We start from the raw sequence: 21,814 nt of genomic DNA on the forward strand, positions 1-21,814 counted from the left end.
GAGACTGACGACGGAACGGTTGGTGTTACGGCCTTTCACGGCGGCCGACGCGCCCGCGTTCGCCGCGTACCGGTCGGAGCCGGACGTGGCCAGGTACCAGGGCTGGGAGGCGCCGTTCTCCTTGGCGCAGGCCGAGGAGTTCGTGCGGGACGTCGCCGCGGCCGACCCGACCGCGCCGGGCTGGTACCAGTTCGCGGTCGAGGCGGGCGGGGTGCTCGTCGGCGACGTCGGGGTGGGTCTGCACGAGAACCGGAGGCAGGCCGACATCGGGTACACGCTGGCGACCGCGCACCAGGGGCGCGGGTACGCGGCGGAGGCCGTGCGGCGGGTGGTGGCGTACCTGTTCGAGGTGCGCGGGCTGCACCGGGTGGCTGCCGAGTGCGACGCCCGCAACGTCCGGTCGGCGCGGCTGCTGACCAGGCTCGGGTTCCGGCAGGAGGGGCACCGGGTGCAGAGCACGTGGGCGAAGGGAGAGTGGACGGACGACCTGCTGTTCGGCCTGCTGGCCACCGAGTGGCGCACCGCGACCGGCTCGCGGGGCTGAGCCGGACGGGGTTCGGTGAAAGATCTACCGACTTCAGCGGCTTTGTGGTTGTGTCCAACCCCATGGCCGCCCTGGAGACCGAGCCCCAGCACCGCCTGCCCGTCCGCAAGCTCGTCGCGGCGTCGATCGGGAACGCCATCGAGTGGTACGACTGGACGATCTACGCCACCTTCTCGATCTACTTCGCCACTCAGGTCTTCCCGAAGGACAACCCGCGGCTCGCGTTGATCAACACGCTCGCGGCGTACGCGATCGCGTTCTTCTTCCGGCCGTTGGGCGGGTACCTGCTCGGCAGGTTCGCCGACCTGCGCGGGCGTCGGACGGCGATGTTGTTGACGATCGTGCTGATGGCCGGTGGTTCGGTCGCGATCGGGCTGCTGCCGACCTACGCGCAGGTGGGCTGGTTGGCGCCGATCCTGCTGCTGCTGGCGCGGGTCGCCCAGGGCTTGTCGCTGGGCGGTGAGGTCTCCAACGCCTCGGCGTACCTGGCGGAGATCGCGCCGCCGCGCCGGCGGGGGCGGTACTCGGCGTTCTTCTACATCTCCACCGGCACCGCCGTGCTGGTCGCGTCGCTGCTCGGGTACGCGCTGTCCCGCTCGCTCGACGCCGCCCAGCTGGCGTCGTACGGCTGGCGCATCCCGTTCCTGATCGGCGGCGTGCTGGGACTGGTCGGCCTGTGGCTGCGGCGCAGCCTGGAGGAGACCGAGCAGTTCGAGCACAACAAGGCCAAGGCGCAGCAGCTCAAGCGCCCGCTGCTGACGACCCTGCGCGAGCACCCGAAGGCGGTCGTGCGGCTCGTCGGCTTCACCATGCTGTCGACGCTGTGCTACTACACGTTCTTCAGCGCGCTGACGCCGTTCGCGGTGACCAAGCGGGGCGCGGACGCGGGGGACGTGTTCCTCGCCCTGTCGATCGCGACGGCCCTGTTCATCGTGCTGCAGTACCCGATGGGCGCGTTGTCGGACCGGGTCGGCCGCAAACCCCAGCTGCTGGTCTGGTCGGCCGCGACGGCGGTGCTGGTGGTGCCGCTGTCCACGCTGATCGGGCCGGGTGTGGGCAACCTGCTCCTGGTGTTCTGCGTCGGCCTCGGCCTCTACACCGCCATGACGTCGATCGCGCCCGCCGTGATGAGCGAGCTGTTCCCCACCGAGCTGCGCGCCCTGGGCATCGGCTCCTGGTACAACCTGACCGTGGCGCTGTTCGGCGGCACCGCGCCGCTGGTGATCCAGTGGCTGCCGGGCAGCACGTTCTTCGTCTACGTCGCGGTCGGGGCCGCCATCGCGTTCGTCGTCATCCTCACGATGCCCGAGACGAAGGGCGAGACCCTGCGGTAACGCCCCTCAAGAGGTCGCGGACAACCGGGTCGAGGGCTCGCCGGACAGCTCGCGCGGGGCCGCCGGCGCCGCGGCTCGCCGGGCCGGGGGCAGCTCGGCCAGGAAGCCGTCCTCCATGCGCCGGACCGCGGCACGGGCGCCGCGCCACCGCTTGCGCCCCTCCGCGGTCGGTTCGGTGATCCGCGCCCGCCGGTCGTCCGGATCGGGCCGCCGGGACACCAGCCCTTCGGCCTCCATCCCGTCGATGATCGCGACCATCTTCGTCTTGTCCACGTCGACCGCCCTGGCCGGCGCCAACCGGGTCGGGGCGGCGCCCCGGGACAGCTCGGTGAGCACCACGTAGGCCCACATGCCCAGCCCCTGCCGCTCCAGCAGCGGCCACGAGCGCGATCTCGGACGCGTGGAGGCCGATGTGCTCAGGAACAAGTGGATCACCGGCCCGGAGTCGGGGTTCGCGGGACCGGGGCTCGTCAGCGTCACCGAGTTCACCCTCGACGACCTCCGCCGCACGCCGGGCGCCTACCGGGCGGGCTTCACGCTCAGCCGCGCGTGGCCGGGCCTGAACGGCGCGGTGGGCCTGTGGCTGTGGGCCGAGCCGCTGCGCAAGCGCCTGGGCTCGGTGTCGGTGTGGCGCGACCACGCGGGCATGCGCGGCTTCGTCGGCCTGCCCGCGCACGTGGCGATCATGCGGAAGTACCGGGAGCTCGGCGTCACCCGCGCCACCACCTGGCACACCGAGGACGTCGACCCGCACGGGACCTGGCGGACCGCCGCCCGGTGGCTGCGCGACCGCGCTTAAGCCCGCAACGGCACCAGGTCGTCGGCGTGCACGACCTCGCGGCGCTGCTCGGCCGGCAGGTCACCGGTCTTGCGGCCGATCAGGGCGGGCAGCTCGGCGGCGTCGAAACCGACCACGCCGCGGGCCACCACGTGCCCGGACGGGTCGACCAGCTCGACCACGTCACCGGCCTCGAACGCGCCCTCCACGCCGGTGATGCCCGCCGCCAGCAGCGAACGCCTGCGGCCGACGACCGCGGCCACCGCGCCGTCGTCCAGCACCAGCCTGCCGGTCGCGTCGGCCGCGTGCCCCAGCCAGAAGCGGCGCGCGGTCAGCCTCGGTCCGGTCACCGCGAACGCCGTGCCGACGTCCGCCGCGCTCAACGCCCGAGACGCGTCCGCCGCACCGGCCAGCAGCACGGGGATGCCCGCCGACGCCGCCAACCTGGCCGCGGCCAGCTTCGAGGCCATGCCGCCCGTGCCGAGCCCCGACGCGCCGACCGAACCCGCCCGCACACCGTCCACATCGGACGGGCCGGCCACCTCGGTGACGCGTTGCGCGCCCGGCTGCCGGGGGTCGCCGTCGTAGAGCGCGTCGACGTCGGAGAGCAGGAACAACGCGTCCGCGCCGACCAGGTGCGCCACCAGCGCGGCCAACCGGTCGTTGTCGCCGAACCGGATCTCCTCGGTGGCCACCGTGTCGTTCTCGTTCACCACCGGCACCGCGCCCAGCGCCAGCAGCCGGGAGAACGTGCGCTGCGCGTTGCGGTAGTGCGACCGCCGCACGACGTCGTCCGCGGTCAGCAGCACCTGTCCGACGGTCAACGAGAACCGCCCGAACGAGTTCGCGTACGCGTGGGCCAGCGCCAACTGGCCGACGCTCGCCGCCGCCTGCTGCGTGGCCAGGTCACGGGGCCGCCGCGTCACGCCCAGCGGCGCGAGACCGGCGGCGATCGCGCCCGACGACACCAGCACCACCTGGCTGCCCGCCGCGCACCGCGCCGCGACCGCGTCCACGAGCGCGTCCAGCCGGTCCCGGTCCAACCCGCCGGCGGCGGTGGTCAGCGACGAGGACCCGACCTTCACCACGACCCTGGACGCCGCGGACACCGCCTGCCGGGCCTGCGACGCCGCCACCGACCCGATCACTCGTCGATGTCCTCTTCGAACTCGTCGTACTCGCCGGGGATGCGCCGGGCCTTCTTCGCCGCCAACCGCTCGGACGCGCCGACGCGGTTGCTGACCTCCAGCCGCGCGTCCGTGCCGCGACCGCTCATGGTCATCGCGATGCCCGAGGGCGTGGTCGGCTCCCAGTCGAACACCAGGTCGCCGATGGTGACCTGGCAGCCCGGCTCGGCGCCCTTCTTGATCAGCGCGTCCTCGACGCCGAGGCGCGCGAGCCGGTCGGCGAGGTAGCCCACGGCCTCGTCGTTGTTGAAGTCCGTCTGCCTGATCCACCGCTCGGGCCGCTCGCCGCGCACGATGAAGCCGCCCTCGCTCAGCGGGTCCTCCACCACGGTGAAGCCCTGGTCGTCCACGGCCCTGGGCCGCAGCACGATCCGGGTCGACTCCTGCTTCGGCTTCGCCGACCGGTACTCCTCGACCACCCGCGCCAGCGCGAACGTCAGCTCGCGCAGCCCTTCGCGGCTGGCCGTGGACACCTCGAACACCGGCAGGCCGCGTGCCTCGATGTCCGGGCGCACCAGCTCGGCCAGCTCACGGGCCTCGGGCACGTCGATCTTGTTCAGGACCACGACGCGCGGCCGCTCGGCCAGGTCGTCGGCCAGGGAGGGGGTGTACTTCGCCAGTTCCTCCTCCAGCGCGTCGATGTCCGACAGCGGGTCGCGGTCCGCCTCGTACGTGGCGCAGTCCACGACGTGCACCAGCACCGCGCAACGCTCGATGTGCCGCAGGAAGTCCAGGCCGAGGCCCTTGCCCTCGGACGCGCCGGGGATCAGGCCGGGCACGTCCGCCATGGTGAAGATGGTCTCGCCGCCGGTGATCACGCCCAGGTTCGGCACCAGCGTGGTGAACGGGTAGTCGGCGATCTTCGGCTTGGCCGCGGACAGCACCGAGATCAGCGACGACTTGCCCGCCGACGGGAAGCCGAGCAGACCGACGTCCGCGACGGACTTCAGCTCCAGCACGAGGTCGTGCTGCTCCCCCGGTTCGCCCAGCAGCGCGAAACCGGGAGCCTTGCGGGCCTTGGACGCCAGCGAGGCGTTGCCGAGGCCGCCGCGGCCGCCCTGCGCCGCGATCAGCCGGGTGCCCTCACCGACGAGGTCCGCGACGACCTCGCCGTCCGGCGTCATGACGACCGTGCCGTCGGGCACGCGCAGTTCGAGGTCCGCGCCGTGCGCGCCGTCGCGGTTGCCGCCCTGGCCGCCCTTGCCACTGCCGGCGGCGGCGTTGGGGCGGAAGTGGAAGTCGAGGAGGGTGTGGACCTGCGAGTCCACGACCAGCACGACGTCGCCGCCCTTGCCGCCGTTGCCGCCGTCGGGGCCACCGAGCGGCTTGAACTTCTCGCGGTGCACGGACGCGACCCCGTTGCCCCCGTCACCTGCGGCGACGTGGATGACGACCCGGTCGACGAAGCGGGACACGGGGGACTTCCTTTCCTAAAGAAGCAACGAGGGGCGGGAGCCGGAATGCACCGGTCCCGCCCCTCGTCGGAGGTCGTTCCGTCGTCGCCCGAGGCGCTTAAGCAGCAGCCTCGACCGGGACGATGTTCACGGTCTTGCGACCGCGCTTGCTACCGAACTCGACCGCACCGGGAGTCAGCGCGAACAGCGTGTCGTCCTTGCCGCGGCCGACGTTGACGCCGGGGTGGAACTTGGTGCCGCGCTGGCGGATCAGGATCTCGCCGGCCTTGACGACCTGACCGCCGAACCGCTTCACGCCGAGGTACTGGGCGTTGGAGTCACGGCCGTTGCGGGAGCTGGAGGCGCCCTTCTTGTGTGCCATGGCTAGTCAGATCCTCACTTACCGGTGATGCCGGTGACCTCGACGCGGGTCAACTTCTGGCGGTGACCCTGGCGCTTGTGGTAGCCGGTCTTGTTCTTGAACTTGTGGATGCGGATCTTGGGGCCCTTGGTCTGCTCGACGACCTTGCCGGTCACCGAGAACTTCGCCAGGGCGTCCGCCGCGGAGGTGACGTCATCGCCGTCCACAACGAGAAGCGGCGCCGCGAAGGTGATCTCGGTGTCCGGCTCGCCCTCGAGCTTCTCGACCTCGATGACGTCGCCGACAGCCACCTTGTACTGCTTGCCGCCGGTCTTGACGATCGCGTACATCGGGACGGAAGTCTCCTGCTACTCGACGGGACGGGATCGCGCGCGCCTCGGCCGCTTTGACTAGCGAGCGAGCTGGGCTTCACGCGACAGGGCCCACCGGACGGCGGGCCGCGTATCAGGTTACGTGGCGGTGGACTACGGGGTCAAACCGGGGTGGGTGTACCGGCCCCGGAACGCCGGAACCGCTGCTCAGACGGGCTGCGCAGCGGTTCCGGCGAGGCGGTGGATCAGCTCTCCTTGGCCCCGTCCAGCGGCGGGCCGGCGGGCCGGGAGGCGGCCCGGCGAGCCGCGCGGCGACGCGTGATCACCGCGGGCGCGCTCGGCTCGACGTGGCCGTTGACCGGCTGCTCGGCGACCGGCGCCGGCGCGCTCGCCCGAGGGGCGGGCGGGACCTCCACCGGCGTCACCGCGACGGGCGGGGTGACGGGCTCGGGCACCATGGCGGGCTTGGTCACCCGCCGCCGGGTCCGCCCGGTCTTGACGGGCTCGGCGGCGGGCGCCGAGGGGGCCTCGACGGCCTGCTGCGCCGTGTCCGCGGCCGCGACCGGGGCGGGAGCCGCCTGCTCGACGACCGGCCGTTCGACGACCGGCGCGGCGACGGGCTGCTCGACGACCGGCTGGACGGCGACCGGCTGGGCAGCGGGCTGCCCGGACTGCTCAGGCGCCTCGGGCGCGGACTGCTCGGGGGCCGTCGACGACTCGGGCTCCTCGTCGCCGTGCTTGACGACCGCACCGGCCTCGCGGCGGGCCCGGCGGCGTTGGCGGCGGTCGCGCTTCGGGGTCTCCGGCGCGGCCTCCTCCTCCAGCAGGGCGGACACGGGCTCGACCGACGTCGGCTGCTCCGCGATCGCCTCGGGCTCCTCGGTCGGCTCCACGGTCTGCTCGGCCACGGGCTCCGGGACGTCCGCGTGCTTGGCGCGGCGCGACTTGCGGCCGCCACCCTGCTGCTGTTGCTGGGGCTGCTGCTGGGCCTGCTGGCCACCGCCGCCGCCACCGTTGCCGTGCGAGTGCATCGGCTCGGTCGTGACGACCAGGCCACGCCCGCGGCAGTGCTCGCAGGTCGTCGAGAACGCCTCCAGCAGGCCGGTGCCGACCCGCTTGCGCGTCATCTGCACCAGACCCAGCGACGTCACCTCCGCCACCTGGTGGCGGGTGCGGTCGCGGCCGAGGCACTCGGTCAGCCGGCGCAGCACCAGGTCGCGGTTCGACTCCAGCACCATGTCGATGAAGTCGATCACGATGATGCCGCCGACGTCGCGCAACCTGAGCTGGCGGACGATCTCCTCGGCCGCCTCCAGGTTGTTCCGGGTCACCGTCTCCTCGAGGTTTCCACCCGATCCGGTGAACTTGCCGGTGTTGACGTCGATGACCGTCATCGCCTCGGTGCGGTCGATGACCAGGTAGCCGCCCGACGGCAGCCAGACCTTGCGGTCCAGCGCCTTGAGCAGCTGCTCGTCGATGCGGTACTCGGTGAACGCGTCGCTGTTGCCCACGTGCTTGCGCAGCCGTTCCTGGAGGTCGGGCGCGACGTGCCGGACGTAGCCGTCGATGGTCTCCCACGCGTCCGAGCCCTGGACGACGAGCGCGGCGAAGTCCTCGGTGAACAGGTCGCGCACGACCTTCACCAGCAGGTCCGGCTCTTCGTACAGCAGCTGCGGCGCCTGGGCCTTGGGCGTGTCGGCCTTGTCCTTGATGACCTGCCACTGCGCCTGCAGGCGGGTGACGTCGCGGGCCAGCTCCTCCTCGGCGATGCCCTCCGAGGCGGTGCGGATGATGACGCCCGCGTCCTCGGGGACGACGCGCTTGAGGATGTCCTTGAGGCGCTTGCGCTCGTTGTCGGGCAGCTTGCGGCTGATGCCGGTCGCGCCGCCGCCGGGCACGTACACCAGGAAGCGGCCGGGCAGGCTGATCTGGGTGGTCAGCCGGGCGCCCTTGTGGCCGACCGGGTCCTTGGTGACCTGCACCAGCACGCTGTCGCCGGTCGAGAGGGCCTGCTCGATCTTGCGGGCCTTGCCCTCCAGGCCGGCCGCGTCCCAGTCGACCTCGCCCGCGTACAGCACCGCGTTGCGGCCGCGGCCGATGTCGATGAACGCCGCCTCCATCGAGGGCAGCACGTTCTGCACCCGGCCGAGGTAGACGTTGCCGACCAGCGAGCCGGTGCCCGAGGAGGTCACGAAGTGCTCGACCAGGACGCCGTCCTCCAGCACGCCGATCTGGGTGCGGTCGCCGCGCTCGCGCACCACCATCGTGCGCTCCACGGCCTCGCGGCGGGCCAGGAACTCGGCCTCGGACAGCACGGGGGCGCGGCGGCGGCCGGCTTCGCGGCCGTCGCGGCGGCGCTGGCGCTTGGCCTCCAGCCGGGTCGACCCGCGGACGCTGCGCACCTCGCTCTGCGCGGCCTCGGAGTCGGCCTTGTCGTCACGGGCGTCACGGGCGGGCTCGCGGACGTGGACGACGGTGTTCGGCGGGTCGTCCTCGCTCGGCGCGGCCTCTTCCTCGGCGCCGGTCTTGCGGCGACGGCGACGACGGCGGCGACGGCTGCCCGGGCCCTCATCGTCGGCCGACTCGTCGGCGGCCTCGGCTTCGGCCTCGGCGGCCTCGGCCGGCTCCTCGCCGGTCTCGTCGTCGCCGTTCTCGTCGCCGACGCCCTTGCCGCGACCGCGCCCACGACGGCCGCGGCGACGGCGACGGCGGCCTTCGCCCTCGTCACCGGCGTCGTCGGCGGACGCGTGGTCGTCGGCGTCGTCCTCGGTGTCGTCGAGGTCTTCGTCCCGGCTCGCCGGGACCTCCTTGACCACCGGGGTCGGCGGCAGGAACACCGCGGACGGCGGCGCGAACAGCGGCACCAGCGGCGCCACGTCGCGGGTCACCCGCACCGGTTCCTCGGTCTGCTCGTCCACCTCGCCGGTGACGATGTCGTCCCAGGCCAGGAGGCTCTCGGCGACCTTGAGCGCGAGATCGCGGCTCACGCTCGACTGCGCGCCCTTGACCGTCTCGCCGAGGTCGGCGAGGGCGGCCACCACGTCCTTGCTGCTCGCGCCGAGCAGCTTGGCCAGCGCGTGCACCCGCAGCTTGGCGGGCAGATCCGCCAGATCCGGGTGTGCGGATGTGGCGTTACCCCCGCCGGCGGCGCCGGCGGGCTTTTCCGTGTTCGACAATGCAGCTCCTCCGCCCCCGGGCGCGTCCCAACCGACGCGGCCGCGCAGGGGCCTCTCTTGTCCACTCACCGCCGCGGCTGGCGGCGGGAATCCTTGCCTTGCGCTGTGGCGCCCACCCGCTGGGGGAAGGCGGCACAGCAGGTCCCATAACTCTTTCGACGACGCCGTCAGCGCCGCTCCACTCACCGCCCGGTCAGACCTCCGCCGCCCTGTCCAGGGCAAGCGGGTCGACCAGGCCGCCTTCATCGTCCAGCCGCCCCTGCGCCATCCGGGTCGCCTTCGCGGGAACCGGCGGAACCAGGTCGGCGACGACTCGGAGCGCACTCAGCACGTCGTCGGGCCTCACGGTAGGGGTTGTCTGCCGTACGACCGTCATGAGTATCCCACACGGCTGTGACAAATCTCGTGCATCGTGTCCCGCGTCGCTCGAATGCGTCCCCGTCCACGCCTCGACCTCGGCCGACACGATCGCCGGCCGCACGTCCACGATCTTCTTGCCGTCCTTGGTGAGCCGCTCGACCTCGACGGACGCCGAACCCATCAGCGCGGTCACGGCTTCGGTCAGCTCTTCGGGCGACACGCCGGGCAGCTCCACCCGCCACGCGCTGGCCTCGATCCGCTCGGGCAGCGTGCCGCCGGCGGACTGGACGACCTCCAGCACGTCCAGCCCGGGTGGCAGCACGGCGTCCAGGGCGGTCCGCAGCGCCTCCGGGTCGACCCGGTCGACCACGGACACCTCGACGTACTCGGCCTCGCTCGCCACGCCCGTGGGCGCCGCGCCGACCCATGACACCTTCGGGTGAGGGCTGAAACCCTGCGAATAAGCCATGGGGACGCCTGCCCGACGCAGCGCGCGCTCAAACGTGCGCGCGATGTCACGGTGTGACGTGAACCGCAGCCGACCGCGTTTGGCATAGCGCAGTCGGAGCTTCTGCACAGGTGCGGCCGACGGGTTGGGCTGCTGCTGGCGGCTCAGGGCTACTCCCCTTGGGTACCGGGTGGCCCGCGACGGGGTGAGCACCCCAACGGTCCACGCTCCTACTCCGGCAGGACGGTACCTTGGAGTTGATCGGCACCGTTGCGCTTGTCTGCTCCGCCCGGTCTGGCTACCGTCCGGCAGCAGCACTCCGATCGACGGTTCGCCCCGACGTCGGCCCGACGGGCTCCCCCCGTCACCGGTCCAGCCCTGGAGGTCCCCCGTGCCTCTGCACCGCCGCGCCCGAGCGGTCGCGGTCAGCGCGGCGCTGCTCGCGACCGGCTGCCTCCCGGTCACCTCGGCCGCGGCCGAGCCCGTGCCGGCGGCGACCGCCGTGGACTGCGTCCAGCCCGGTCCGACGCTGCGCTACCTGGTCGTGTTCGCCCCCGGCACCAGCGCGCCGCTGGCCGACGCCGAGATCACCGCCGCGTGCGGCACGACCGCCCACTACTACCCGCAGATCGCGGTGGCCGTGGCCGTCTCCCCGGACCCCAGGTTCGGGCAGCACATCGGCCCGGACCGGGCGTACAGCGCGCAGGCCGACGGCCTGTCCAAGCGCAACGGCGCGCCCGCGAGGCAGAAGAAGAAGGACGACGAGACGGCCGGTGCGCCCGCCGCCGGTGGCGCGGCGGACCGCACGGCCGAGCAGTGGGACATGGACCTGATCCAGGCGGCCGAGGCGCACGCGGTGAGCAAGGGCAGCCGGGACGTGGTGGTGGGCGTGCTCGACTCGGGCATCGACCCGACGCACCCCGACCTGGTCGGCGCGCTGGACCCGGCGCTGTCCGCCGGCTGCACGACCGGGGTGGCGGACCCGTCCCCCGCCGCGTGGGCGCCGACGACGTCCGGGCACGGCACGCACGTCGCGGGCACGATCGCGGCGGCCGACGACGGCCTCGGCACGACCGGGGTGGCGCCGGGCGTGCGGATCGCCTCGGTGAAGGTCGTGGACGACGCCGGGTTCATCTACCCCGAGTACGCGGTGTGCGGGTTCATGTGGGCCGCCGAACGGGGCATGACCATCACGAACAACAGCTACTTCATCGACCCGTGGGTGTTCACCTGCCAGGACGAGCAGGGCCAGTCGGTGGTCTACGAGGCGGTGCGGCGGGCGGTCGAGCACGCGTCCGGGCGCGGTGTGCTGACGGTGGCGGCGGCGGGCAACGCGGCGGCCGACCTGACCAAGCCGGGCCGGGACGCGCTGAGCCCGACGAACGCCGCCCCGGAGGACGTCAAGCCGCGCCCGGTGGACAACACGTGCCTGGTGCTGCCGGCCCAGCTGCGCAACGTGGTGGCGGTGTCGTCGGTGGGCGCGGACAAGGTGAAGGCCGGGTACAGCTCCTACGGGCTCGGTTCGGTGGACGTGACCGCGCCGGGCGGCGACCGCAGGCAGGCGCCGGACGACGGGCAGGCCGGGTGCGTGCTGTCGACCGTGCCGTCCGCCGGGTACGACTACTCGTGCGGCACGTCGATGGCCGCGCCGCACGTGTCGGGGGTGGCGGCGCTGCTGGCGTCCACGCACCCCGGGGCCAGCGCGCTGGACCTGTCGAAGATGCTCAACGCGCAGGCGGAGACGGTGCCGTGCCCGGCGGACTACGACCTCAACGGCACGGGTGTGCAGGACGCGTTCTGCGCGGGCCACTCGGAGTACAACGGCTTCTACGGCCACGGCCTGGTCGACGCGCTCGCCGCCGTTCAGGAGTAGGCCGGGCGGAGCACCGGTTCGCGGAATCGGGGCTCGAACCCCCTGAAATCAACTATGTGACATCGATCACATAGTTGACTGCTGCCTTCGTCGAACCGACGCACCCCGCGTTCGTAGTTCCTCCCCAGAGGGTGGATCACGCCATCAACAGGGGGTGCGCGCGTGGTGTCCGAACACGACGCCCGGGTGTGGGACGTCGCCACGCTGTCCGGACGGGTCGCGTACGTGGCGATGTGCCTGGCCGCGTGCTGGGGCGTGCTCACCGCCACCGGCTGGGTCCGCCGGATCACCGGCCGGGCCGCGTTGCGCGCCACGCACCAGGTGCTGGCGACGTTCGCGGTGGCCACCGCCGTGGCGCACGCGGTGTCGTTCCTGTCGTTGGACGCCGCGCCCCTGGCGGCCTACCAGCTCGTGGTGCCGCTCCTCGGCGGCGGCGAGGTCCGGCACGCGCTCGGCGTGGTCGGGCTGGAGCTCTTGCTGGCCGCGTCGGTGACGGCCGGGTTGCAGCGCTCGGTGGTCTACCGCGACTGGCTGGGCCTGCACCGGCTCGCGTACGCGGGCGTGTGGCTCGGCGCGCTGCACGCGTGGCTGGGCGCCTCCGCGAGCGGGCACGTCGCCGTGGTGTGGCTGGGCGGCATCACCGTGCTGATGCCCGCGGTCACGCTGACCGTGCTGCGGTTCCTGCCGCCGCACCTGCTCGTGCGGGTCGGCGTGATCGAGGCGGAGCCGGCACCGGCGCCGTCACCGCCGCCGGTCCGGGACGAGTCGCCCGGGGTCCGGGTCGCGGTCGACCACGGGCGGTGCCGGCACTACGCGCTGTGCCAGGCGCAGGCGCCCAGGGTGTTCCGGGTGCTGGAGGACGGGCGGCTGCGCTACGCGCGCAACCCCGACGCCGACCAGGCGCCGCAGGTGCGCGCGGCGGCACGGGTGTGCCCGATGCGCGCGATCCGGGTCGACGCGGCCGAAGCCCGCCCCTGAGCCGCCGACCGCCTGAGCCACCGACCGCCCCGGACCGCCATCAGCCCTGGACCGCCGTCAGCCCTGGACCGCCGGGGACAACGCCGGGTTGCGCACCGGGGAGCCCTTGCCCACCGGCGAGATCGGCAGCAGCGTCCGACCGGTCGGCCCGACCTCGATGTCGGTGCCCATCGCCGGGCACACACCGCAGTCGAAGCACGGCGTCCAGCGGCAGTCGTCCTGCTCGCGCTCGTCCAGCGCGTCCTGCCAGTCCGCCCAGAGCCACTCCTTGTCCAGGCCCGAGTCCAGGTGGTCCCAGGGCAGGACTTCCAGCTCCTCGCGCTCCCGCGTGGTGAACCAGGCCAGGTCGACGCCCAGCGGCGGCAGCTCGGCTTCGGCCGCCCGCACCCAGCGGTCGTAGGAGAAGTGCTCGGACCAGCCGTCGAACCGGCCGCCCTCGCGCCACACCCGTTCGATCACCAGGCCGATGCGCCGGTCGCCGCGCGAGAGCAGCCCTTCGATCAGCGACGGCTTGCCGTCGTGGTAGCGCATGCCGATGTTGCGGCCGAGCGAGCGGTCCGAGTTGACCGCCTCGCGCAGCAGGCGCAGCCGGTTGTCCACGGTCTCCGGGTCGCACTGCGCGGCCCACTGGAACGGCGTGTGCGGCTTGGGCACGAACCCGCCGATGGAGATCGTGCAGCGCACGTCCTTGCGGCCGGACGCCTCGCGGCCCGCGCGGATGACGTTCTTGGCCATCTCGGCGATCTGGACCACGTCGTCGTCGGTCTCGGTGGGCAGGCCGCACATGAAGTACAGCTTGACCTGCCGCCAGCCCGCGCCGAACGCCGCGCTGACCGTGCGGATCAGGTCTTCCTCCGACACCATCTTGTTGATCACGCGGCGGAGGCGCTCGCTGCCGCCCTCGGGCGCGAACGTCAGGCCCGAGCGGCGGCCGTTGCGCGACAGCTCGTTGGCCAGCTCGATGTTGAACGCGTCCACCCGGGTCGACGGCAGCGACAGGCTGGTGTTCGTGCCCTCGTAGCGGTCGGCGAGGCCCTTGGTGACCTCGGCGATCTCCGAGTGGTCCGCGCTGGACAGCGACAGCAGGCCGACCTCCTCGAACCCGGTCGCCTCCAGGCCGCGCTGCACCATCGCGCCGATGCCCTCGATGGACCGCTCCCGCACCGGGCGGGTGATCATGCCCGCCTGGCAGAACCGGCAGCCGCGCGTGCAGCCGCGGAAGATCTCCACGCTCATCCGCTCGTGCACGCTCTCCGCGAGCGGCACCAGCGGCTGCTTCGGGTACGGCCACGCGTCGAGGTCCATCGTGGTCCGCTTGAACACCCGGTACGGCACGCGCTCGCGGTTGGGCACCACGCGCTGGATGCGGCCGTCGGGCAGGTACTCGACGTCGTAGAACCGGGGCACGTACACGCCGCCGGTCTCGGCGAGCCTGGTCAGGATCTCGTCCCGACCGCCGGGACGGCCCTCGGCCTTCCAGGCGCGGACGATGTCGGTGATCTCCAGGACGGCTTCCTCGCCGTCGCCGAGCACCGCCGCGTCGATGAACGGCGAGATCGGCTCCGGGTTGAACGCCGCGTGCCCGCCCGCCACCACGATGGGGTGCTCGTCGGTGCGCTCGGCGGCGTGGATCGGGATGCCGGCCAGGTCGAGCGCGTTGAGCAGGTTCGTGTAGCCCAGCTCGGTGGCGAAGCTGACCCCGAACAGGTCGAACGCGCCGACGGGCCGGTGACCGTCCACGGTGAACTGCGGCACGCCGTGCTCGCGCATCAGCTTCTCGAGGTCGGGCCACACCGCGTAGGTCCGCTCGGCCAGCACGTCCGGCTGCTCGTTGAGGACCTCGTAGAGGATCATGACGCCCTGGTTGGGCAGCCCTACCTCGTAGGCGTCCGGGTACATCAGCGCCCACCGCACCGCGGCGGTGTCCCAGTCCTTCAGGGTGGCGTTGAGCTCCCCGCCGACGTACTGCACCGGCTTGGAGACCTTCGGCAGCAGGGGTTCCAGGGCGGGGAAGACCGACTCGACACTCACGCCGACCAGGGTAACGGCAGCGCCGGCACGGGTCAGAACAGCGGTCCGGTGATGGTGAGGCCCAGCTCGGAGCCCGGTCCCGCGTACAAGCCGAAGAACATCAACGCGCCGCCCGCGAGGGCGAGGTCCTTGTTGAACTGGATCATCTCCACCTGCTTGGCCTGCGGGTCGGTCTCCTTCCAGAAGTTGTGCATGAGGAACGCCGTCGGCAGCAGGAACAGCACCAGCAGCAGGGCGCCGAGATCCGCCCACACGCCCAGGAGCAGCATCAACCCGCCGATGGCCATGAGCACGCCGCTGCCGAACGTGGCGGCTTTCGCCGACGGGACACCCTTGGACGCGGCGTACCCGGCCATGGCCGCGGTCTGCGTGAGGTGGCCCATCGCCGAGCCGAAGAACAGGACCACGAACAGGATCCGGCCGATGAGTGCGACGACGTCCATGACGACCTCCGGTGCTCGGGGTTCGTCCAGTGTTCAACCAGGTCAGGTCAGCAGCAACTTGCCGAGCCTGCGGGAGGCGACGACCACCCCGACGACCACCATCACCGCGAAGTACGCGACGTGCGTCAACGCGCCCCAGCCGACGTAACCGGTGGTCAGCGCCCTCATCAGCTCGATCGCGTGGTAGAGCGGCGTCCACTGGACCACGGTCTGCAACCAGCCCGGGTAGACCGACAGCGGGTAGAACGTGGTGGAGAACAGGAACAGCGGCATCACGGCCAGCTGCACCAGGTCGAAGTCGTGCCACGAGCGCATGAACGTGGCCGCGGCCATGCCCACCGCCGCGAACGCCAGCGCGACCAGCAGGCACGCGGGCAGCGCCAGCAGCGCCCACGGCGAGCCGATCAGCCCGAAGCCGAGCATCACCGCGATGAAGCCGGCCGAGTACAGGCCGCCCCGGATGAGGCACCAGGTCGCCTCGCCGAGGGCGATGTCGACCGGGCCGAGCGGGGTGGCCAGCACCGCGTCGTAGGTCTTCGCGTACTTGAACTTGAAGAACAGGTTGAACGTCGCCTCGAACACCGCGCCGTTCATCGCCGAGGCGGCCAGCAGCGCGGGCGCGACGAACGCGGCGTACGGCATCGGGCCGCCGGGCCCGTCGACGGTGGTGACCAGTTGGCCCAGGCCGTAGCCGAGGGAGAACAGGAAGAACAGCGGTTCGAAGAAGCCGGAGATCACCGACATCCAGCCGCGCGTGCTGACCAGGTACGACCGTTCGACCAGGACGTGCGCTCGGCCCGCGTACAGGCCCGGCGGGACGACCCGGAGCAGCAGGGCGGCGCCGGTGCGCCGGGCGACCGGCCGGGCGGGCGCGGACAGGTCGGTGGAGGTCTCGTCGGTCATACGGCCAGCCTCCGGCGGAAGTAGCGGCGGCCCAGGGCGACGCCGAGCGCGACCAGGGCGGACAGGTAGGCGACGTGGCCCAGCGCGGGCAGCAGGCGCAGGGTGCCGAACGTCGCGCCGCGGGCCAGCTCGATCCCGTGCCAGACGGGGGTGAGCCAGGCCAGCGGGTGCACCCAGCCGGGCAGCTGGCTCAGCGGGAAGAACCCGCCGGTGAACAGGGTCATCGGCATCACCAGGAAGCGGAAGATCGCGTTGAACGAGTCCGGCTTCTCCCTGGTGGCGGCGTAGGCGACCACGGGCGCGCTGAACGCCATGCCCGCCAGCGTGGCGAACGGCACGGCCAGCACCGCCGACGGGCTGGTGATCGCGCCCAGCGCGTAGGCGATGCCGAGGAACGCGGCGGTGCCCGACGCCAGGCGCAACGCGATCCACAGCAACTGGCCGTGGAGCACCTGCGCGGGCGTGATCGGGGTGGACACCACCGCCAGGTACGTGCGCTGCCACTTGAACGACGAGAACACCGCCCAGGTGGACTCGAACATGGCGTTCTGCGCGGCCGTGATGACCAGCAGCGCGGGCGCCAGGAACACCAGGTACGGGTGGCCGCCGGTGGCCTCGCCCTGGCGCACCTGCGAGCCGAAGCCGACTCCCATGGCCAGCAGGAACAGCACGGGTTGCAGGAAGTTGGAGATCACCGTGGCCCGCCAGTTGCGGCGGTACCAGGTCCAGTGGTGCTCCACCGCGATCAGCGCGGCGCGCCACGGGCCGAGGGTCTGCGCGCTCATCAGTCCACCAACGTCCGGCCGGTCAGGCGCAGGAACACGTCCTCCAACGTGCTGCGGCGCACCAGGCTGGACACCGGCCGCACGCCCCGCGCGTGGACCGCGGCCAGCGCCGCGTCGCCGTCGGCGGTGTAGAGCAGCACCCGGTCGGGCAGCACCTCGATCCGCTCGGCCAGGTCGCGCACCTCGTCGCCGCTCTGCTCGCCCGGTGGGAAGCGCAGCTCCAGCACCTCCCTGGTGGAGTAGCCGCGGATCAGCTCGGCCGGCGAGCCCTCCGCCGCGATCCGCCCGCCGTCCATCACGACCAGCCGGTCGCACAGCTGCTCGGCCTCGTCCATGTAGTGCGTGGTGATGATCAGCGTGACGCCGGACTGCTTGAGCCGGAACAGCCGGTCCCACAGCAGGTGGCGCGCCTGCGGGTCCAGGCCCGTGGTCGGCTCGTCGAGCAGCAGCAGGTCGGGGTCGTTGACCAGGGAGCGGGCGATGGTGAGCCGCCGCTTCATGCCGCCCGACAGCGGCTCCACCTCGTCGTCGGCCCGGTCGGTGAGCTGGGCGAAGTCCATCAGCTCCACGGCGCGCTCGCGCACCGCGGCCCGGGACAGGCCGAAGTAGCGGCCGTAGACCTGGAGGTTCTGCCGGACGGTCAGCTCGGTGTCGAGGTTGTCCTGCTGCGGCACCACGCCGATGCGGGCGCGGATCCGCGGGCCGTCGGTGTCCGGGTCCAGGCCCAGCACCCGCAGGTCGCCGCCGGTGCGCGGTGACACGCACGACACCATCCGCATGGTCGAGGACTTGCCCGCGCCGTTGGGGCCGAGGAAGCCGAACGCCTCGCCCCTGCTCACCTCCACGTCGATGCCCCGGACGGCTTCGAACGAGCCGAAGTGCTTGGTCAGGCCCTTGGCGTGGACGAGAGTGGGGGTCACGTTCGTCACGTTAGCGGCGTGGCCCGACATTCCCGGAATCGTTTTAGGGTGGCCGCCGTGGAGATCGACCTGAGCTGGCCGACCGCGGCCGACGAACGACTTCGGGCCGAAGTGCACGAGGTGCTGCACGAGGTGGTGGCCGCCGGCGGCGCGATCGGTTGGCGCCGGCCGCCGGGGCGCGCGGAGACGGACGCGTGGCTGGACGGCGTGCTCGCCTCCCCCGCGGACGGCGCGCTCGTCGTGGCACGGGTGGACGGAGTGCTGCGCGGCACGGCGACGTGGCGGCGGTCCGAGAGCGAGGTGTTCGAGCACATGGCCGAGGTGCGGCGGGTCACCGCGCACCCGGCGGCACGAGGGCTCGGGCTGGGATCGCGACTGGTGGGCGCCGTCATCGAGCACGCGCGTGCCGCCGGGTTGGAAGTGCTGACGCTCGGCGTGCGCGGGAACAACCACGGCGCGATCCAGCTGTACGAGAGCCTGGGCTTCCGCGAGTGGGGCCGGCTGCCGAACGTGATCGCGGTGGACGACTTCCGGTTCGACGACGTGCGCATGTACCTGCCGCTGGGCCACCGCGACGGCGTCGTGCTGCACGGCTCCGCGCCGGGCGGCCTGGGCTCCTCGCCCGTGCGGGAGACGGCCGGGCGGCGTTAGGTCGGATCGGACCGGGCCCGGTCCGGAAGAGGTCACCGTCCGGACACCACGGCCCGGACCGCGCTGCGGTCCGGGCCGTTCCGTGCGCGCGTCAGAGGTTCGGGAACCAGAGCTTGATCTCGCGCTCGGCCGACTCCGGCGAGTCCGAACCGTGGACCAGGTTGAACTGGACCTCCAGGCCGAAGTCGCCGCGGATCGTGCCGGGGGTGGCCTTCTCGACCGGGTCGGTGCCGCCGGCCAGCTGGCGGAACGCCGGGATCGCCCGCGTGCCCTCGACCACCAGGGCGACCAGCGGGCCGCCGGTGATGAACTCGACCAGGTCGGCGAAGAACGGCTTGCCGTCGTGCTCGGCGTAGTGCTGCTCGGCGGTCGCGCGGTCCACGGTGCGCAGTTCCAGCGCGGCCAGGTGCAGACCCTTGCGCTCGATGCGGGAGATGACCTCGCCGACCAGGCCGCGGCTGACGCCGTCGGGCTTGACCAGGACCAGGGTGCGCTCGCTCACGGCGGTCGGTACTCCTTCGTACGGGATTGTGCAACTCGGTCAAGGGTAGCCGGAGCTGCGATAGTGCCGGCCGTGACCACCGAGAAGCCTCACCTGGGGACCGCCCTCACCGGCGCCGCCGTGCTGTTCGTGCTGCTGCGACTGCTCGCGGTCTCTCACTACGACTGGCACACGGCGTTCGCGCTGCTGCACACGCTGGACCTGGAAGACGCGCCGGGGTTGTTCCTGGGGACGTTCATGGCGGACGCGTCGATCAGCAGCGTGCTGTTGGTGGTGATGGTGCCGTTGACCGTGTTCTACGCGGTGGGGCGGAGGTCGCGGGTGGCGCCGTTGGTGGTGGCCGTGCTGGTCGCGTTCCTGGTGGCGCACGTGCTCTCGTACCACCGGTGGTGGGTGCCGGTCGGCGCGGTGGTGTTGACGGTGCTGTTGGTGTTCGTGGAGCGGATGCGGCGGTTGCACGCGCAGATGGACTTCGTGCTGCGCCGGTTCGGCTACGTGGTGGGCGCGGTGGCGTTGGTGGTGGCGGCGGTGGTCGCGACGCCCTGGGTGCCGCTGGAGCGGATCGAGGTGGGTGACGGCGCGGTCGAGGCCTACGTGATGGAGACCAGTCCCGGGTTCCTCAAAGTGCTCGGCGCGCGGGAGCGGGGGTTCCGCATCCTGCGCGCCGAAGACGTCCGGTCACGGGTCGAGCTGGCCGATCACTGACTACGGGCGACACGGGTTGGGCAGCTACCTGCCTTGTCGCCGACCGGTGCCACCACGGCACGCGAAGCCGAGTGGTCAGCGTTCGGTGTCGTTGGTACTAGTGCTCGCCATCCGACTCGTCGACGGATGCGAGCACGAGAGCGGGTGCCTTCGAGATCGTGGCCTGAGGGTGCGCATCATGAGCTTCGACGCGGATGCTCCAGCCCTGCCTCACGACGGTCGCCAAGGCCTCATTGACCACAGCCGTGTGCTTGTCCTCCGCCAGCCTTCGGTTGAGCGGGGCGGACTTGTGGCGCACCACCAAAGTGCGATCGGCGACGGAGAGCAGTTCCGCGCTCGTCAGCATCGCCTCGGTGGACCGGCTGCGCCTGCGCACCTCGCCCAGGAGCTCCGGCCAGATCGCACGAATGGCATACAGGTCCGGACCCTGACGAACTCCGCCTCGGGCGGCGGTAGAGGCCATCTGCCGCAGCCGTTCCAGCACGGCCTGGCAGTCGCCTTGGGCGCGATGTCCGCCTTCCAGTTTGTGGTTGCGATAACCGCCACCTCGACTGCTCGGCTCACCGACCCACACAGCGTGTCGACGCATGGCGCACTCCCACGGCTGCGCCAACCAGTCCGGCGATGTGGCGCCGCCGGTGACCTGTTCGTGCTCGGCACGTAGCCGCGCCTGGTCGAAGGGGGCGTTCCACGCGATCACCGTCTTGCCCCGCAGGACCTCCTCCAGACGTGGCCACACCTGCGCCATCGTGGGCGCGTCGGTCAGCATGGCGGCGGAGATGCCGTGCGTGCGCTCCGCGTGGTGGTTGATCGACGCGCCTTCGGGATCGACCAGTGTGCTCAGCAGCACCGTGCCGTCGACGGCCAGCACGGCGATTTCGATGACACGACCGTCGAAGTCCGTCAACTCGGTGTCGAGCACCACCGCGTCGTGGTCCTGGAGAACACCACGAGCCCAAGCAGCGGCGTCGGATCGCGTCGACCTCGCGGGCGTGGCCGCGGCCTTCGAGGTCTCGACCGGGAGCACCTGACCCAGAGGAGGCACCACCAGTGATCTGGCCGACCGCACGTCGTGGAGCGCTGTGAGCCACACGTCGCCTTCGAACACCCGCTCCAGCCAACCCGCGGCGACAGTGGTGTCTCCCGGCTGCATCCCCGATGACCGCAACTGCGCCGTCGTCATCAAGTGCTCGGGCACCTCGCTCCGGTAAACCTCGCTCAACCGTCAGCCTCCTCGACCACTCGCGACATCACCGGTGGCTGCTCGTGTTCGACCAGGAATCGCACCAGCTGCTCAAGTCAAGCATTGCCGGGAAATCACCACCGACCGGCATGTGCATCGGCCAAACGTGACTCCCATTCAGGCGGCAGCACGGTGGGAGGCCCGAAGTCGGCACGGAGGTAGGGGCGCCCCAAAGCGACGGTGGTCTCCCGCCAGCGCTGCACCACCCACCCGCCCAACCGACTGGTGCGAAGTGCTTCGGTCGCGGCTTCCGAGGGAGCGACGAGTTCCCCGAACCCCGCGAGTCGATCGAGCTCGTCGATCGAGGAAAACAGGGGGTCGGGCAGCTCGACCGCCCACTCCAGATCGGCGATGTTCTTCTTGGTCGCCTTCTCCTCGGCGACCCGCTTGGTGTACGAGGCCCGGATGTCCGCGACTTCCCCGAGCGACTCGGGGATGGTGACGGTGCGGGCGGCCCAGTCGACGGGGGCGACACCGGCCGCACGTTCCAACGCTCCCAGCGTCTCGACCGCGTCGGCCGGATCCCAGGCCAGGAGTGCCTTCTGCCTGCACAGGTCGAGCAGGGTTCGAGCGGTTCCGGCATCGGTCATGGCCATCTCGGCGGGTTTCACCCAAGCCCCGGTCCTTGATCCTTCGGTGTCGAGGTGCCAGACGGCGATGGCGTCATCGTGACCGGATCCGGCTCGGCAGACGATCACGTGACCGATCATGGTCCGGCCGTCACCGGCGCGGGTGGGGAGCAAGCCGAGCGAGCTGTGCTCCTGCGGCTCGGTGGCCATCGTGTCTCCTACGTAGTCGTGCTTGAGGCGCCGCTCGTGCGGATGGCATTCGCCCGTGACGTGTCCATCGCCGTGAGGCGCCATTTG

The 21,814-nt window shown here is 71.9% G+C and carries 22 protein-coding genes; 7 read left to right on the forward strand and 15 right to left on the reverse strand.

Translation table 11 applies throughout. From position 1 onward, the window contains the following. Positions 1 to 22 precede the first annotated feature (22 nt). Entirely contained in the window at positions 23 to 544 is a 522-nt protein-coding gene (locus tag EDD40_RS15995; protein WP_246037683.1) for a GNAT family N-acetyltransferase, read from the forward strand. Positions 545 to 606: 62 nt separating this feature from the next. After that, positions 607 to 1,878: an MFS transporter gene (locus EDD40_RS16000; RefSeq protein ID WP_123743631.1), complete on the forward strand. Its 1,272-nt coding sequence runs from the start codon at positions 607 to 609 to the stop codon at positions 1,876 to 1,878. Positions 1,879 to 1,884: 6 nt separating this feature from the next. Here the strand turns inward: EDD40_RS16000 and EDD40_RS16005 are convergent, their stop codons facing one another. After that, a complete protein-coding gene (locus EDD40_RS16005; protein ID WP_123743632.1) occupies positions 1,885 to 2,229 on the reverse strand; it encodes a MarR family transcriptional regulator in 345 nt (114 codons plus the stop codon). A 61-nt stretch (positions 2,230 to 2,290) separates the two neighbouring features. Here EDD40_RS16005 and EDD40_RS16010 point away from each other — a divergent pair, with 61 nt between their 5' ends. Beyond that, the gene (locus EDD40_RS16010; RefSeq protein ID WP_123748052.1) at positions 2,291 to 2,677 is read left to right on the forward strand and encodes a hypothetical protein; all 387 of its coding nucleotides are present in this window, start codon (positions 2,291 to 2,293) and stop codon (positions 2,675 to 2,677) included. Here the strand turns inward: EDD40_RS16010 and proB are convergent. The 6 genes from proB to EDD40_RS16040 all read right to left on the reverse strand — a co-directional run bounded on the left by proB (position 2,674) and on the right by EDD40_RS16040 (position 10,043). Next, the gene (gene proB / locus EDD40_RS16015) at positions 2,674 to 3,804 is read right to left on the reverse strand and encodes a glutamate 5-kinase (protein WP_170185101.1); all 1,131 of its coding nucleotides are present in this window, start codon (positions 3,802 to 3,804) and stop codon (positions 2,674 to 2,676) included. The genes EDD40_RS16010 and proB overlap by 4 nt on opposite strands. Continuing rightward, entirely contained in the window at positions 3,801 to 5,258 is a 1,458-nt protein-coding gene (gene obgE / locus EDD40_RS16020) for a GTPase ObgE (protein ID WP_123743633.1), read from the reverse strand. The genes proB and obgE overlap by 4 nt, the downstream gene beginning before the upstream one ends. 97 nt (positions 5,259 to 5,355) lie before the next feature. Further along, positions 5,356 to 5,619, reverse strand: coding sequence for a 50S ribosomal protein L27 (gene rpmA, locus EDD40_RS16025; protein ID WP_033437370.1), 264 nt, complete (start codon positions 5,617 to 5,619; stop codon positions 5,356 to 5,358). 14 nt (positions 5,620 to 5,633) lie between these two features. After that, positions 5,634 to 5,948 carry a 50S ribosomal protein L21 gene (gene rplU, locus EDD40_RS16030; RefSeq protein ID WP_053722830.1) on the reverse strand — a complete coding sequence of 105 codons (315 nt, stop codon included), beginning with the start codon at positions 5,946 to 5,948 and terminating at the stop codon, positions 5,634 to 5,636. Between the two features lie 227 nt (positions 5,949 to 6,175). After that, positions 6,176 to 9,106: a translation initiation factor IF-2 N-terminal domain-containing protein gene (locus EDD40_RS16035; protein WP_123743634.1), complete on the reverse strand. Its 2,931-nt coding sequence runs from the start codon at positions 9,104 to 9,106 to the stop codon at positions 6,176 to 6,178. Between the two features lie 193 nt (positions 9,107 to 9,299). Next, positions 9,300 to 10,043: a TIGR03936 family radical SAM-associated protein gene (locus EDD40_RS16040; protein WP_123748053.1), complete on the reverse strand. Its 744-nt coding sequence runs from the start codon at positions 10,041 to 10,043 to the stop codon at positions 9,300 to 9,302. Between the two features lie 262 nt (positions 10,044 to 10,305). Here EDD40_RS16040 and EDD40_RS16045 point away from each other — a divergent pair, with 262 nt between their 5' ends. Both EDD40_RS16045 and EDD40_RS16050 read left to right on the forward strand, forming a co-directional pair. Continuing rightward, on the forward strand, positions 10,306 to 11,787 hold the full coding sequence (locus EDD40_RS16045) for a S8 family peptidase (RefSeq protein WP_123743635.1): 1,482 nt from the start codon (positions 10,306 to 10,308) through the stop codon (positions 11,785 to 11,787). Positions 11,788 to 11,949: 162 nt separating this feature from the next. Beyond that, the gene (locus tag EDD40_RS16050; protein ID WP_246037684.1) at positions 11,950 to 12,765 is read left to right on the forward strand and encodes a ferredoxin; all 816 of its coding nucleotides are present in this window, start codon (positions 11,950 to 11,952) and stop codon (positions 12,763 to 12,765) included. A 57-nt stretch (positions 12,766 to 12,822) separates the two neighbouring features. On the opposite strand, the gene EDD40_RS16055 is transcribed toward EDD40_RS16050, so the two are convergent. The 5 genes from EDD40_RS16055 to EDD40_RS16075 are packed head-to-tail and all read right to left on the reverse strand — an operon-like array spanning position 12,823 to position 17,847. Beyond that, positions 12,823 to 14,796, reverse strand: a complete 1,974-nt coding sequence (locus EDD40_RS16055; protein ID WP_123743636.1) for a TIGR03960 family B12-binding radical SAM protein — start codon at positions 14,794 to 14,796, stop codon at positions 12,823 to 12,825. 32 nt (positions 14,797 to 14,828) lie between these two features. Next, positions 14,829 to 15,239 (reverse strand): DoxX family protein, encoded by a 411-nt coding sequence (locus EDD40_RS16060; protein ID WP_123743637.1) that lies wholly within the window; start codon positions 15,237 to 15,239, stop codon positions 14,829 to 14,831. A 42-nt stretch (positions 15,240 to 15,281) separates the two neighbouring features. After that, positions 15,282 to 16,142, reverse strand: a complete 861-nt coding sequence (locus tag EDD40_RS16065; protein WP_123743638.1) for an ABC transporter permease — start codon at positions 16,140 to 16,142, stop codon at positions 15,282 to 15,284. Continuing rightward, on the reverse strand, positions 16,139 to 16,927 hold the full coding sequence (locus EDD40_RS16070) for an ABC transporter permease (RefSeq protein ID WP_123743639.1): 789 nt from the start codon (positions 16,925 to 16,927) through the stop codon (positions 16,139 to 16,141). Before EDD40_RS16070 ends, EDD40_RS16065 begins: the two co-directional genes overlap by 4 nt. Continuing rightward, on the reverse strand, positions 16,927 to 17,847 hold the full coding sequence (locus tag EDD40_RS16075; RefSeq protein WP_425471199.1) for an ATP-binding cassette domain-containing protein: 921 nt from the start codon (positions 17,845 to 17,847) through the stop codon (positions 16,927 to 16,929). Before EDD40_RS16075 ends, EDD40_RS16070 begins: the two co-directional genes overlap by 1 nt. A gap of 57 nt (positions 17,848 to 17,904) precedes the next feature. Here EDD40_RS16075 and EDD40_RS16080 point away from each other — a divergent pair, with 57 nt between their 5' ends. After that, positions 17,905 to 18,498 carry a GNAT family N-acetyltransferase gene (locus EDD40_RS16080; RefSeq protein WP_123748055.1) on the forward strand — a complete coding sequence of 198 codons (594 nt, stop codon included), beginning with the start codon at positions 17,905 to 17,907 and terminating at the stop codon, positions 18,496 to 18,498. Positions 18,499 to 18,589: 91 nt separating this feature from the next. On the opposite strand, the gene ndk is transcribed toward EDD40_RS16080, so the two are convergent. Further along, the gene (gene ndk, locus EDD40_RS16085) at positions 18,590 to 19,000 is read right to left on the reverse strand and encodes a nucleoside-diphosphate kinase (protein ID WP_123743641.1); all 411 of its coding nucleotides are present in this window, start codon (positions 18,998 to 19,000) and stop codon (positions 18,590 to 18,592) included. A gap of 72 nt (positions 19,001 to 19,072) precedes the next feature. Here ndk and EDD40_RS16090 point away from each other — a divergent pair, with 72 nt between their 5' ends. Further along, positions 19,073 to 19,705 carry a hypothetical protein gene (locus EDD40_RS16090; RefSeq protein WP_246037685.1) on the forward strand — a complete coding sequence of 211 codons (633 nt, stop codon included), beginning with the start codon at positions 19,073 to 19,075 and terminating at the stop codon, positions 19,703 to 19,705. Positions 19,706 to 19,802: 97 nt separating this feature from the next. Here EDD40_RS16090 and EDD40_RS16095 read toward each other — a convergent pair whose 3' ends face one another. Both EDD40_RS16095 and EDD40_RS16100 read right to left on the reverse strand, forming a co-directional pair. After that, positions 19,803 to 20,927, reverse strand: a complete 1,125-nt coding sequence (locus tag EDD40_RS16095) for a 3'-5' exonuclease (protein WP_211348183.1) — start codon at positions 20,925 to 20,927, stop codon at positions 19,803 to 19,805. Positions 20,928 to 21,022: 95 nt separating this feature from the next. After that, a complete protein-coding gene (locus EDD40_RS16100; protein ID WP_123743643.1) occupies positions 21,023 to 21,727 on the reverse strand; it encodes a DUF6218 family protein in 705 nt (234 codons plus the stop codon). Positions 21,728 to 21,814 lie beyond the last annotated feature (87 nt).

This window comes from Saccharothrix texasensis (genome assembly GCF_003752005.1).
GTDB classification, from domain to species: domain Bacteria; phylum Actinomycetota; class Actinomycetes; order Mycobacteriales; family Pseudonocardiaceae; genus Actinosynnema; species Actinosynnema texasense.